13 protein-coding genes are annotated in these 12,980 nt (G+C 62.8%); 11 read left to right on the top strand and 2 right to left on the bottom strand.

Annotated features, from left to right (window positions below; all coding sequences use genetic code 11):
• Positions 1 to 7: 7 nt before the first annotated feature.
• Genes PJE01S_RS03990 through PJE01S_RS03965 form a run of 6 tightly spaced genes read left to right on the top strand, consistent with a single transcriptional unit; the run spans position 8 to position 4,715 of the window.
• Entirely contained in the window at positions 8 to 862 is an 855-nt protein-coding gene (locus PJE01S_RS03990; RefSeq protein WP_068831831.1) for a carbohydrate ABC transporter permease, read from the top strand.
• Positions 863 to 879: 17 nt separating this feature from the next.
• Positions 880 to 1,950, top strand: coding sequence for an ABC transporter ATP-binding protein (locus PJE01S_RS03985; protein ID WP_068831830.1), 1,071 nt, complete (start codon positions 880 to 882; stop codon positions 1,948 to 1,950).
• 18 nt (positions 1,951 to 1,968) lie between these two features.
• Positions 1,969 to 2,478 carry a gluconokinase gene (locus PJE01S_RS03980; protein ID WP_377371786.1) on the top strand — a complete coding sequence of 170 codons (510 nt, stop codon included), beginning with the start codon at positions 1,969 to 1,971 and terminating at the stop codon, positions 2,476 to 2,478.
• 13 nt (positions 2,479 to 2,491) lie between these two features.
• Positions 2,492 to 3,262 carry a glucose 1-dehydrogenase gene (locus PJE01S_RS03975; RefSeq protein WP_068831828.1) on the top strand — a complete coding sequence of 257 codons (771 nt, stop codon included), beginning with the start codon at positions 2,492 to 2,494 and terminating at the stop codon, positions 3,260 to 3,262.
• A gap of 30 nt (positions 3,263 to 3,292) precedes the next feature.
• Entirely contained in the window at positions 3,293 to 4,330 is a 1,038-nt protein-coding gene (locus PJE01S_RS03970; RefSeq protein ID WP_068831827.1) for an L-idonate 5-dehydrogenase, read from the top strand.
• A gap of 1 nt (position 4,331) precedes the next feature.
• Complete coding sequence (locus PJE01S_RS03965; RefSeq protein ID WP_068831826.1) at positions 4,332 to 4,715, top strand: cupin domain-containing protein; 384 nt, start codon at positions 4,332 to 4,334, stop codon at positions 4,713 to 4,715.
• A 104-nt stretch (positions 4,716 to 4,819) separates the two neighbouring features.
• Here the strand turns inward: PJE01S_RS03965 and PJE01S_RS03960 are convergent, their stop codons facing one another.
• Positions 4,820 to 6,508, bottom strand: a complete 1,689-nt coding sequence (locus PJE01S_RS03960; RefSeq protein WP_068831825.1) for a DEAD/DEAH box helicase — start codon at positions 6,506 to 6,508, stop codon at positions 4,820 to 4,822.
• A 428-nt stretch (positions 6,509 to 6,936) separates the two neighbouring features.
• Here PJE01S_RS03960 and ettA point away from each other — a divergent pair, with 428 nt between their 5' ends.
• On the top strand, positions 6,937 to 8,598 hold the full coding sequence (ettA, locus tag PJE01S_RS03955) for an energy-dependent translational throttle protein EttA (RefSeq protein WP_068831824.1): 1,662 nt from the start codon (positions 6,937 to 6,939) through the stop codon (positions 8,596 to 8,598).
• 167 nt (positions 8,599 to 8,765) lie between these two features.
• Positions 8,766 to 9,302: a DUF1415 domain-containing protein gene (locus PJE01S_RS03950; protein WP_068831823.1), complete on the top strand. Its 537-nt coding sequence runs from the start codon at positions 8,766 to 8,768 to the stop codon at positions 9,300 to 9,302.
• A 38-nt stretch (positions 9,303 to 9,340) separates the two neighbouring features.
• Here PJE01S_RS03950 and PJE01S_RS03945 read toward each other — a convergent pair whose 3' ends face one another.
• Positions 9,341 to 10,861 carry a CYTH and CHAD domain-containing protein gene (locus PJE01S_RS03945; RefSeq protein ID WP_068831947.1) on the bottom strand — a complete coding sequence of 507 codons (1,521 nt, stop codon included), beginning with the start codon at positions 10,859 to 10,861 and terminating at the stop codon, positions 9,341 to 9,343.
• Positions 10,862 to 11,189: 328 nt separating this feature from the next.
• On the opposite strand from PJE01S_RS03945, the gene PJE01S_RS03940 reads away from it, so the two are divergent.
• From PJE01S_RS03940 to PJE01S_RS03930, 3 genes are read left to right on the top strand one after another with little or no spacing between them, the layout of a single operon-like run.
• Positions 11,190 to 11,567, top strand: a complete 378-nt coding sequence (locus PJE01S_RS03940) for a COG4315 family predicted lipoprotein (RefSeq protein WP_068831822.1) — start codon at positions 11,190 to 11,192, stop codon at positions 11,565 to 11,567.
• A gap of 38 nt (positions 11,568 to 11,605) precedes the next feature.
• Complete coding sequence (locus PJE01S_RS03935; protein WP_068831821.1) at positions 11,606 to 12,118, top strand: RNA polymerase sigma factor; 513 nt, start codon at positions 11,606 to 11,608, stop codon at positions 12,116 to 12,118.
• 3 nt (positions 12,119 to 12,121) lie between these two features.
• Positions 12,122 to 12,967: an anti-sigma factor family protein gene (locus PJE01S_RS03930; protein ID WP_068831820.1), complete on the top strand. Its 846-nt coding sequence runs from the start codon at positions 12,122 to 12,124 to the stop codon at positions 12,965 to 12,967.
• Positions 12,968 to 12,980 lie beyond the last annotated feature (13 nt).

The raw sequence follows: 12,980 nt of genomic DNA, 5'->3' as shown, positions 1-12,980 counted from the left end.
GGTCGAAATGAAAAAGCGCATCACCCTCAAGGCCATCACCACCGAGGCCAAGCTGCTGCTGATTGGCATCCCGCTGCTCATCTGGACCATGATTCCGATCTACCACCTGTTTCTGTTTGCCATCTCGCCACGCGACTCGGCCACCTCGGGCCGGCTCTGGCCCAAGGCGCCGACGCTGGACAACTTTGAGGTGGTGTTCATGCAAAAACATCACTACCTCAATTATTTTTGGTTGCAGATGGGGAACTCATTGATCATCGCCGTTGCAGTGGGTGCGATCACCTTGTTCGTGGCGACCGCCGCGGCCTTTGCCATCAGCCGCCTGAAGGTGCGCGGAGGGCGCACGGTCATGAACCTGGCGCTGTTCACCTACTTCATTCCTGCCGCGTTCCTGGCCGTCCCCATGTACAAAACCATGGGCAATTACGGCTTGCTCGGCAGCCAGTGGGCGCTGATCCTGGCGATGGTCACGATCGCAGCACCTTACTGCATCTGGGTGCTCAAGCAGGCCTCTGACAAGCTGCCGTATGAGCTGGATGAAGCCGCCAAAATGGACGGGGCTTCACCCTTGCAGCTCTTTCGGCTGGTGTACCTGCCGCTGATGGTGCCGTCGCTGGTGGCGGTGGGCACCTACGCCCTGCTGCTGGCATGGAATGAATACCTTTACGCTTTCCTGCTGCTGTCGAACGACCGCAGCATGACGCTGGGCGTGGCGCTGGGCAGCTTCCTGTCGGCCGACGACTCGCCCTGGGAGCTGCTGATGACCACTGGCCTCATTTACGCGCTGCCTCCCGCGGCAATCTATTACACCTTCAAACGCTATATGGTGTCGGGCCTGACCGCCGGTGCCGTGAAAAGCTGATCTGGGAATTCAAAATCATGGCATCTGTTTCGTTTCGTAATATTGAAAAGTCTTTCGGCAAGATCAAGATCATTCAAGGCCTCAGTTTTGACATCTCCGACGGTGAGTTCGTGGTTCTGGTCGGTCCGTCGGGCTGCGGCAAGTCAACCCTGTTGCGCATGCTGGCCGGCCTGGAAGAAATCAGCGGGGGTGAGATCGCCATCGACGGAGGCGTGGTCAATGACCTCGATTCCAAGGACCGAGACATCGCGATGGTGTTCCAGAGCTACGCGCTGTACCCCCACATGACCGTGGGCGACAACATGGCTTTCAGCATGAAGCTGCGCAAGGCCGATGGGCAGCTGATTGAAAAACGCGTGGCCGACGCGGCGCGCATCCTGAACCTGGATGCCTTGCTGGGGCGCTACCCGCGTGAACTGTCGGGGGGCCAGCGCCAGCGTGTGGCCATGGGGCGGGCGATCGTGCGTGATCCCAAGGTATTCCTGTTTGACGAGCCCTTGTCCAATCTCGACGCCAAGCTGCGCGTGGCCATGCGCGCTGAAATCAAGGCCTTGCACCAGCGGCTCAAAACCACCACGGTCTATGTCACGCATGACCAGATCGAGGCCATGACCATGGCAGACCGCATCGTCGTCATGCATGACGGCATCATCGAGCAGATAGGCACGCCGCTGGAACTGTTCGACCGGCCGGGCAACCTGTTTGTGGCGCAGTTCATCGGTTCGCCGGCGATGAATGTGCTGCAAGGCACCTTGCGACGCAGCGATGGTCGATGCTGGGTAGAGTCCGAGAGCCATCACTGGCCAGTAGGTGTGCTGGCACAGGGATCGGACGGCCAGCGTGTGCATTACGGTGCACGGCCTGGTGACCTCCGTCTCTCGACCTCCGGTGAGGGAATTGCGGCGCGAGTGATCGTGGTAGAGCCCACGGGCGCCGAGACCGAGCTCTTGTTGCAGGTCGGGGAGGCCAAGGTGATCGTGGTGATGCACGGCCGCACCAGCGTGCAGCCCGACGACATGGTCAGGCTCGAGATCAATCCGGCCAAAGCCCATGTGTTTGACGAGGGCAGCGGCAATCGGCTGGAGTGAACCACCAGGTCAAGCATGATGTCGTGCAAGGTGGTGGTGATGGGCGTGAGTGGCTGCGGCAAGAGCTCTGTAGGGCAGCAGCTGGCACAGCGTCTGGGTGTCGATTTTCTTGAGGGTGACGATTTGCACCCTGCGCAGAATGTGGCGCGCATGGCGGCGGGCGTTGCTTTGACCGATGCTGACCGCCAGGGCTGGCTGGAAACCCTGGCTGGGCGGCTGGCGGCCGCCGGCGCCCAGGGGCATGGCATCGTGGTGTCGTGCTCTGCGCTCAAGCGCTCGTACCGCGACATCCTGCGCAGCGGCGCACCTGATTTGCGGCTCATCCACCTGCATGGGGACTACGATTTGCTGGCGACCCGCATGGCGGCCCGCGCTGACCACTACATGCCCACCTCGTTGCTGGACAGCCAGTTTGCGACGCTGGAGCCTCCGGGACCAGAAGAAAACGCACTGACACTCGACGTCGCACAAACCCCGGATTCGATCGTGAACACGATTGTCGCCCGGCTGACCAACCGAACCTCCTGAAAGCTTCTTTCCGATGATTACCTCCACGACCTTCAGGCTTGACGGGCGCCTCGCGCTGATTACCGGATCGTCCGGCGGAATCGGCCTGGCGCTCGCGCGCGGGCTTGGCCAGGCCGGTGCCCGCCTGGTGCTCAATGGCCGGAACGCTGCCAAGCTGGAACGGGCGGTGGCTGCGTTGCGCGGCGAAGGCCTGCAGGTGCAGGGGCATGTGTTTGACGTGACCCAGGCCAATGAGGTGCAGGCCGCGGTGGACGCCATTGAAGGCGAACACGGGGCGATCGATGTCCTGGTCAACAACGCCGGCCTGCAAAAACGCATGCCCTTGCATGATTTTCCCGAGGCCGACTGGCGCGAGCTCATGCAGACCAACGTGGACAGCGTGTTCCTGGTGGGGCAGGCCGTCGCGCGGAAAATGATCCCGCGCGGGCGTGGCCGGATCATCAACATCTGTTCGGTACAAAGCGAACTGGGCCGTCCCAACATCGCGCCCTACATGGCGAGCAAAGGTGCTGTCAAGATGCTCACCAAGGGCATGGCCATCGACTGGGGGCCCTACGGCATCAATGTCAACGGTCTCGGGCCCGGTTATTTCAAAACCGAGCTCACCGAAAAACTGGTGCAGGATGAGCAGTTCAGTGCCTGGCTGCTGGGCCGCACGCCAAGCCGGCGCTGGGGCGATGTCGATGACCTCGCGGGCGCCGCCGTGTTCCTGGCCAGCGACGCTTCGGCATTCGTCAATGGTCACATCCTCTATGTCGATGGCGGCGTCACCGCCACCCTTTGACGGTCCGATCAACACTTTCTGGAGAACGCCGTGCGCGCACTGGTTTGTCATGCCCCGCTGGATCTGCGCCTGGACAGCTTCGCGGCCGAGGCACTGGGTCCGCAGCAGTTGCGGGTACGCGTCGCTTTCGGCGGCATTTGCGGCTCCGATCTGCACTATTTCCAGCATGGAGGTTTTGGCACGGTGCGCATCAAGGAGCCGATGGTGCTGGGGCACGAGGTTTCAGGCGTCGTCGAGCGTGTTGGCAGCGAGGTGGCCGGATTTCACGTCGGCCAGCGTATCGCTATTTCGCCCTCGCGGCCCTGCGGCCTTTGCAGGTTCTGCCAATTGGGCCAGCACAACCATTGCAGCGACATGCGTTTTTACGGCAGCGCGATGCGTTTTCCCCATGTGCAGGGCGCGTTTCGTGAAACGCTGGTGATTGATGCCAGCCAGGCGCACGCGGTAGCCGATGAGCTGCCACTGTCTGAAGCGGCGCTGGCCGAGCCCTTGTCGGTGGGCTTGCATGCGATCTCCCGGGCCGGGTCGGTGTTCGGCAAGCGCGTGCTCGTCACGGGCTGTGGCCCGATAGGGGCTTTGCTGATCGCCGCCTTGCGCCGCGCCGGTGCCGCGCAGATTGTCGCGGCTGACCTGGCGGATGTGCCCCTGGCCTGCGCCAAAAAAATGGGCGCTGACGAAACCATCAACCTTGCGACGCAAGCCGATGGCCTTGCGCCTTATGCGCGCGAGAAAGGGCAGTTTGACGTGATGTTCGAAGCCTCGGGCAGCGACAAGGCGCTGCGCGCCGGGCTCGATGTGGTGGCGCCGCGCGGTGTCATCGTCGCCATCGGCTTGGGCGGCGACATTTTGTTGCCGCTGAACCAGATCGTCGGCAAGGAACTCGAACTGCGCGGTACCTTCCGCTTCCATACGGAATTTGCCGTTGCCGTGCGCTTTCTGAATCAGCGCCTGATCGACGGTGGGCCCGTCATCAGCCACACGCTCGATTTTGAGCATGCGAACGAAGCCTTCGAACTGGCAGGCGACAAGCGCCAGGCCATGAAGGTCCAGATCGCTTTCGGGGCCTGAGATGACTGTTTTTACCAAAGTGGTTTTATTCACCGACAGCGACGGGCGCGCGAAATTCCGTGAAGAGCCGATGGCTTTGAGTGATGGCACGCCGGCTTCCATGCTGTCGGCGGTGTTCGCCTCTCCCGGTTATCAGTTGCGCCACAGTCCGGTGGGCTTTCGCAGCCAGTTTCACTGCACGGGAACGCCCCAGTGGGTGTTCGTCCTCGGCGGTGAAATGCAGATTGGCCTGCAGGACGGAAGCTCCCGCGTGTTCAAGCCTGGCGAGCATTTCTATTCGGCCGATACCTTGCCGACGGGAGCGGTTTTCGATGCCGCCGTGCACGGTCACTGGAGTTGCCAGGCAGGGCCGGATCCGCTGGTGACCCTGTTTGTGAGGGGCTGACCGCTGCGGCAAATTCGAGGAAGGAATCCGCGGTGCGCACCGACCGCCTGGGGTCTTGCTGCGCTGGTGCGCGGCGGCCCACGCAGTGAGCCGCCGTGTGGCGTTTACCGGCCGGTAAACGGGCCGGAACCGCCCGACCGGCGAGGCCCATTGCCACGGCCACCAGCGCCGCCCGCGCCACCGCCGGAGCGGTTGCCGCCACGGAAGTTGTTGCGGTTGCCGGTGGGCTGGCCTGAGGACGGGAATCCGGAGGAAGCGTGACTGGCCGGCTGGTGGTTGTCGAAGTCATTGCGGGGCTCGCTGCCCTGCTGGCGCGGCGCCTGTGCATTCCGTGGCTGGCCACCTTGCGGGTAGCCGGAATTCTGGCGCGGCTGGGCCGGGCCGCGGCGCTCGCCATTGCCGGCGAAATTACCACCACCATTGCCGCCACGGTTACCGCCCGCATTGCCTCCGCCGGCAGGGCCACGACCGCGACCGCCTGCATTGGCGCCACGGGCAGGCTGTGCGCCCTTGGTTTCGCGGATGCGGGTCATCATTTCGCTGCGGGCGGCCTTGGCGGCTGCCTGCATCACGTCACGGCTTGGCGGCTTGCCCAGGCCGCCCCAGATGGTCTGGCGGCCCATGGCCAGCGGCTCGGCTTTTTCACCGGGCTCGGCTTCAAAGCCGGGAACGATGACTTTTTCAATCGTCTGTTTGGTAAAGCGTTCGATGTCCTGCATGAAGCCTTCTTCGTCCAGGCACACCAGGCTCACGGCCTCGCCGCTGTTGCCCGCGCGGCCGGTGCGGCCGATGCGGTGCACATAGTCTTCGCTGACGTTAGGGATCTCGTAGTTCACCACATGCGGCAACTCGTCGATGTCAATGCCGCGGGCCGCAATGTCGGTGGCCACCAGCGCGCGTATGTCGCCGCTCTTGAAGCCTTGCAGGGCTTGCGTGCGCGCGGTCTGGCTCTTGTTGCCGTGCAGCGCCATGGCAGGAATGCCGTTTTTGCTCAGGTGCTCGGCCACGTTGTTGGCGCCGAACTTGGTGCGTGTGAACACCAGCACCTGGCTCCAGTTGTGCTCGTTGATGATGTGGGTGAGCAGCGCTTTCTTCTTGCTGCGGCCCACGGGGTGAATGGTTTGCGTGATGCGCTGCACCGTGGTGTTGCGCGGCGTCACCTGGATGCTCTGCGGGTTTTTCAGCAGGCCGTTGGCCAGTTCGCGGATTTCATCGCTGAAGGTGGCACTGAACAGCAGCGACTGCTTCTGCTTGGGCACCAGGGCCAGCACTTTCTTGATGTCGTGGATGAAGCCCATGTCCAGCATGCGGTCGGCTTCGTCCAACACCAGAATCTGCACCTGGCTCAGGTCCAGCGTGCCCTGGCTGGCATGGTCCAGCAGGCGGCCGGGGGTGGCCACCAGAATGTCCACGCCGCGGCGCAGTTTTTCGATTTGCGCGCCCATGCCGACACCGCCAAACATCACCATCGAGGTGAGGTCCAGGTATTTGCCGTAGGTGCGTACGCTTTCCTCCACCTGGGCTGCCAGTTCGCGGGTGGGCGTCATGATGAGGGCGCGCACGGCGTTGACGCCGCGGCGGTTGGTCAGGCGCGGTTCGGTGGACAGGCGCTGCAGCAGGGGCAGGGTGAACGCTGCCGTCTTGCCGGTGCCGGTCTGGGCGCCGCCCAGCAGGTCGCCGCCGGCGATCACGGCGGGAATGGCCTGTGCCTGGATGGGCGTGGGGGAGTCATAGCCCTGTTCGAGCACGGCTTTAAGAATGGCCGGGGCCAAGTTCAATTCTTCAAATGTCATGGTGTTGCGCCGCTGGGGCGCTTTGGATCGGCCTGTTGGGTGCCTTGTTTGAAAGCAACCCGCCAGTCATAGGCAGATGGGATCAGGAAATCGGGCCAAAAACATCGTAAGGAGTTAGCGAGGCTAGTACCCGAGATGTGCCCAAATGTTGAGGGCAACTGGAGCCAGCAACCCAAGTATTGTCGCACGGAACGATAATCGGGGGATTCACACCGGAAATTCGCCTTGGTTTTGAGGGTCCGGCGTGTGGTTTAGCCCGCAAGAAACCTGCAAAAAGACCTGCCAGCCGGCAGCATGCAATCCGTTTCCTTGCGCCGTTTTCCCCTTTTACCAGAGTAATCCTGATGGCTCAGTACGTATTATTGAAACAACTATTGCCCGCCTCCGGCGGAATTCGTTCATTTCATTCACGAATCGCAAGGTAAACCATGGCGCAATATGTTTTCACCATGAACAAGGTCGGCAAAATCGTGCCGCCCAAGCGTCAAATTCTCAAAGAGGTTTCCCTCAGCTTTTTTCCCGGCGCCAAGATTGGCGTGCTGGGCACCAATGGCTCGGGCAAGTCCACGCTGCTCAAGATCATGGCCGGCCTGGACACCGAGATCGAAGGCGAAGCCATGCCGATGCCGGGCTTGAACATCGGCTACCTGCCGCAGGAACCCAAGCTGGACCCCGGGCACACCGTGCGCGAGAGTGTCGAGGCCGGCATGGGCGCGGTATTTGCCGCCAAGGCCCAGCTGGAAGCGGTGTACACCGCCTATGGTGAGCCCGATGCCGATTTTGACGCGCTGGCCGCCGAGCAGGCCCGCCTGGAGGCCATCATCGCGACCTCTGGTACCGATTCCGAGCACCAGCTGGAAATCGCTGCCGACGCGCTGCGCCTGCCGCCCTGGGACGCCCAGATCGGCGTTCTGTCGGGTGGCGAAAAACGCCGCGTGGCCCTGTGCAGCCTGCTGCTGTCCAAGCCCGACATGCTGCTGCTCGACGAACCGACCAATCACCTGGACGCCGAATCGGTGGACTGGCTGGAACAGTTCCTGCAGCGCTACTCGGGCACGGTGGTCGCCATTACCCACGACCGCTATTTCCTCGACAACGCCGCCGAATGGATTCTGGAACTGGACCGCGGCCACGGCATTCCGTGGAAAGGCAACTACAGCAGCTGGCTGGACCAGAAGGGCGAGCGCCTGGCGCAGGAGCAAAAGGGCGAAGAAGCCCGTGCCAAGGCCCTGAAGAAAGAACTGGAATGGTCGCGCCAGAACCCGAAAGCGCGCCAGGCCAAGAGCAAATCGCGTCTGGCACGCTTTGAAGAGTTGTCGGACTACGAATACCAGCAGCGCAACGAGACGCAGGAGATTTTCATCCCGGTCGCCGAGCGCCTGGGCAATGAAGTCATCGAGTTCAAGGGCGTGAGCAAGTCCTTCGGGGACCGCCTGTTGATTGACAACCTGAGCTTCAAGGTGCCGGCCGGCGCCATCGTCGGCATCATCGGTCCCAACGGCGCCGGCAAGTCGACGCTGTTCAAGCTGATTTCAGGCAAGGAGCAGCCCGACAGCGGCGAAGTGGTGATCGGCAAGACCGCCCGCATGGCGTTTGTGGACCAGCACCGCGACGACCTGGCCAACGAGAAAACCGTCTGGGAAGACATCTCGGGCGGGCTTGACATGCTGACCGTCGGCAAGTTCACCATGCCCAGCCGCGCCTATGCCGGGCGTTTCAACTTCAACGGTGCCGACCAGCAAAAGCGTGTGGGCATGCTCTCGGGCGGCGAGCGCGGTCGCCTGCACCTGGCCAAGACCCTGATTGCCGGCGGCAACGTGCTGATGCTGGATGAACCCTCCAACGACCTGGACGTGGAAACCCTGCGCGCGCTGGAAGATGCGCTGCTGGAGTTTGCCGGTTCCGTGCTGGTGATCAGCCATGACCGCTGGTTCCTGGACCGCATCGCCACGCACATCCTGGCCGCCGAAGGCGACAGCCAGTGGACCTTCTTCAATGGCAACTACCAGGAATACGAGGCCGACAAGAAGAAACGTCTGGGTGAAGAGGGTGCCAAGCCCAAGCGCGTGCGCTTCAAGGCACTACATTGAGCCCCCACGGTGTGGGTATGGCCCCCACGGTCGCTCACTTCGTGTAGCTCCCTGCCCCCCGAGGGGGCCGTTGCGCCTGCGGCCCGGCTAAGCCGGTTCCGCGGCCCCTGCTTGGTTTTAGGAGCCCCTCGCGTTTGCTCGCTGCGTGTAGCTCTCTGGAGATGGTTATGACCGACGACGAAGTTCTCACTCAAACCCGCTTGTGGCTCGAAAAAGCCGTGATCGGGCTGAACCTGTGCCCGTTTGCCAAGGCGGTGTACGTGAAGAACCAGGTGCGCCTGGTGGTGAGCCACGCGCGGCACGCCGACGACCTGCTGGAAGAGCTTGACCGCGAGCTCGACCTGCTGGTGGCGACGCCGGCCGAAGAGGTGGACACGACGCTGCTGATCCATCCCACGCTGTTCGACGACTTCCTGGATTTCAATGACTTCCTGGAAATCGCCGATGGCGTGGTGGAGGAGCATGGGCTGGAAGGCGTGGTGCAACTGGCCAGCTTTCACCCGCAGTTCCAGTTTGACGGCACCGAGCCTGACGACATCAGCAACTACAGCAACCGCGCGCCGTTTGCCATATTGCATTTGCTGCGCGAAGACAGCGTAGAGCGGGCTGTGCAGGCTTTTCCCGAAGCCGAAGCGATTTTCGAAGAGAACATCAAGACGCTGGAAAAAATCGGGCACGAGGGCTGGAAGGCGCTGGGCCTGTAGGCCGGAGCGGAAAAATTGCGCTCCGGCGCGTCAGCGTGTCAGGGACGCCCCGCCTGGGTGGAACTTGCCCGGCCAGCAGCGACGCCACGCAAGAATTCCACCAGGCCACGGTCCACGTCCAGTTTGGCAACCAGCGCTGCCGCCTGCATGACATCACGCGCTGCCCCTATGCTGGTTTGCAGGTCCGTCGCCTGCTGATGCCAGCGCTGGGCACGGCGCCCGGGTAAAAGTGGGCGCAGCGCTTCGATGCCGTAGCGCATCCGCTTGGCGAGTATGCGGACGCGGTGCTGACTCTCGGGGCTGTCGACATTCCTCAGCGCGATCTTTAACCGGTCATGCTGGCGAACTATGCGGCGTCTGGCCCAGCGGCGCAGGGACTCTTTCGGGCCTAACCGCGCATCACCTGCTCCAGGCATCTCGGGCCATGCTTCCAGCCATTGTGTGATCGTCAGCAGGGCCGCTCCGACCGCTGGCGCTTCCAGTGCGTACCGAACGGCCTTGCGCTGGAGTGTGGTGGCATGCACCAAGGCTTGCGTCATCGCCTGCCATTTTTCTTCCCGCCGGGCGTCGCCTGCCGTGTAGGCTGAGGCGATGGGCGGAAGTGTTTCGGTTCGGGCCACATCGAGGTCCCGCAGCTCGCCCATGAAAGCCAGCAGCGCCTGGAGTGGCTGCCAGGACGGCGGCGCATCAGCCGCAAAGGCCGGCTTGAAAAGTCGGCAGGCGCTTCTGAAACGTCGCCAGCCGACGCGGGCCTGGTGCACCACCTCAGGGTCATCCGAGTTACGCAGTGCGTTCAGGTTGACGGTGAACTGGCAGAACATTTCGCGGAGCACGCGTTGCGCCGCCCCGGCCAATGGGATGTCAGAAGTCAGTGACGCCGGCTGGGCGTGCAGCGGTGCGTTCAGGGCGTCCTGCGCCAGGGCGTAGCCACGCTCCGACTTGCTCAGGTTTTCTGGCATCACCGCGATGTGGCGCGCGATCTGTTGCGCCATGTCGAACAGTGCGGCCGGTTGACCGGCGACCAGCTCGAGTTCCAGCTCGCAAAGGGGGGTGTTTTTGTTGCCGGCAATGATTTTTCCGATGTCCAGCGACATCTCGATGACGGTGCCATCGCGCTTGCGTACCGTCCAGCTTGTCCGCTCAAAGCTTGTGACAAAGCACGGTGCCAGCGCCCGAAACACGCTGCCATCGGGATCGATCCTTGACCACGGCGTGGCCTGAAGCGCCTGCAAGGCCAACTTTTCGCCGGGCACCGGGGTTTCCCATTCTCCGCGCTGGCTCAAGGCCGAGTCGCTGCGCGCGCCCGTCTTGAGGGTTTGCAGCCACTCGGGCTTGGCTGCACTTCCTGTGCGCCTTAGACGTAAGGCGGCACGCTTGCGGCGCAAGAGCTGCCCGGGTGTATCGAAGTAAACGTTGTGCAACTGCAGCTGCGTCGCCTGGCGACGCGCCAGTACGGGCGTTCGGGCCAGGCGTTGCTTCAGGCTGGACGGATCGGATCCGGGTAGCGCAAGCTTGAGTTCAATTTCTTCCGGGGGACGGATAAGCGCCTCTGACTTCATGGTGTTCACCGCGGGTCTTGTTCTCTGGAGAGGTCGTTGAATCGAGGTGTGGTCACCTCAATGTGCGCAATGAGATTAGCACCTTGGCGGTGCTTGGGGGCGCAGCCGTTTCAAAAAAAGCCACAGTTTTTGCTGCTGCATTGCTGCCAGACGGTTATTGCTGAGCAGTGCGCAAGGTGTTGTTGCCGCCGTTCAAGAATTGGCAGGCGCTTGCACCGGGATTAAAAAGTTATGGCTAAATTGCATGCGGCGGGAATAAACGGGCAGGCCATTGCGTCCCTCACAGTGCCTTCTCGACTTTTTCTTAACCTTTTCAAGGAAGAACGCCATGAAAACCCGTTTGATTTCAACATTGGCCGTTTCTCTCATCGCCCTGGTCTCGACCTTCGCGCATGCCGACATGGCGGTTAAAGGCCCGGCTGGCCTGATGGTCAACAACGCCGGCTTGACGGTCTACACCTTTGACAAGGATGTTGCCGGCAGCGGCAAAAGCAGTTGCAACGGCCCTTGCATTACCTTGTGGCCCGCCGTCATGGCGGCCGCTGATGCCAAACCCGTGGGTGACATGACCATCGTGACGCGGGACGACGGTGGCAAGCAGTGGGCTTACAAAGGCAAGCCGCTGTATCTCTATTCCGCCGATGCCAAACCGGGCGACAAGTTGGGTGACAATTTTAAAGACGTGTGGCACGTGATCAAGCCGTAAACCTGCGCCGCCGCGCGCTTGCTTCCCATTTGTGACCCATGCTCGCCCAGGACGAAGCCGATATCGTGGCCTGCATTCCCAGCCTGCGCCGTTATGCGCGCGGGTTGACCGCGGACCGCGATCGGGCCGATGACCTGGTGCAGGACACGCTGGAACGCGCCTGGCGCCGGTTTTCGATGTGGCAAAAGCGCGGCGAGATCCGGGCCTGGATGTTCGGCATCATGCACAACGCCTTTGTCGATCGCCTGCGGTCCCAGCGTTCGCGGCTTGAAGACAGCGCGGGCGACAAGGTGCCGGAATTGCCCGAGCGCGCCACACAGGCTGACCGGCTGGAGGTGCGTGACCTGGAGCGTCTGCTCCAGCGTTTGCCGCACGAGCAGCGGGCGGTTTTGCTGCTGGTCGGCGTAGAAGAGCTGAGCTATCAGGAGGTGGCGCAAGTGCTCGGCATTCCGGTGGGAACGGTGATGTCCCGCCTGTCACGGGCGCGCGAGCGCTTGCGCGCAGAAATGGAAGGACGCGACGTGGCCAGCAAGATCCAGCGCATCAAATAAGTTATGGAAGAGATCAAACCCATCGCCTCAAGTACTGCGGCGCCCGTCACCGAGGCCGATCTGCATGCTTATGTGGACCAGCAGCTGACAGCGGCACGCCGGCTCGACATTGAGCATTTTCTGGCCAGCCGCCCCGATGAGCGCCAGCGCGTACTGGAATGGCAGCGCCAAAACGCGCTGCTTCGCGAGTGGCTGGATCCCGTGGTGCGGGAGCCGCTGCCCCTGGACTTGCCCTTGAAACCGGAGGCCGCAGCCTGGCCGTGGCGCGGCCTGGCGGCGGGCATTGCGGTTGCCGTGGTCAGTGCGGGTTCGGCCTGGTGGGTTCGCGGTGCGATGGACGGCGACGCCGCACGCCTTGCCGCCGCAAAGGCTGGCTTGCAACTCGCGGCCAATAACACCGCCAATGCGGGGCAGCTGCCGGGCTTTGCACAGCGCGCCGCCGTCGCCCATCTGGTCTACAGTCCCGATGCCCGCAGGCCGGTGGAAGTGGGCGCGGACCAGGAGCAGGTACTGGTCACCTGGCTCAGCAAGCGGCTTGGCACGCCCGTGCACCCGCCCGCCCTGAGTGCCCTGGGCTATGAGCTGGTGGGGGGGCGTCTGCTGCCCGGTGACAAGGGCCCCGTAGCGCAGTTCATGTACACCGCGGCCAGTGGCCAGCGGCTCACCTTGTACGTCACGCGCGAGGCGGCCGGGAAGGCGACCGCCTTCAGGTTTGGCCAGGACGGCGCGGTCAACGTTTTCTACTGGGTGGACAGGAACTTCGGCTACGCCTTGTCGGGAGGCATAGACCGCAAGGAGTTGGCGCGCATCTCGCAGGAGGTGTACCGGCAGCTTGAGCCGGCTTCGTAGGCCGGGCACCTGC

Source organism: Polaromonas jejuensis NBRC 106434 (assembly GCF_001598235.1).
Classification (GTDB): Bacteria; Pseudomonadota; Gammaproteobacteria; order Burkholderiales; family Burkholderiaceae_C; genus Polaromonas; species Polaromonas jejuensis.
Note: the sequence above shows the minus strand (reverse complement) of the source record. Positions and strands in the feature narration are given on the sequence as shown.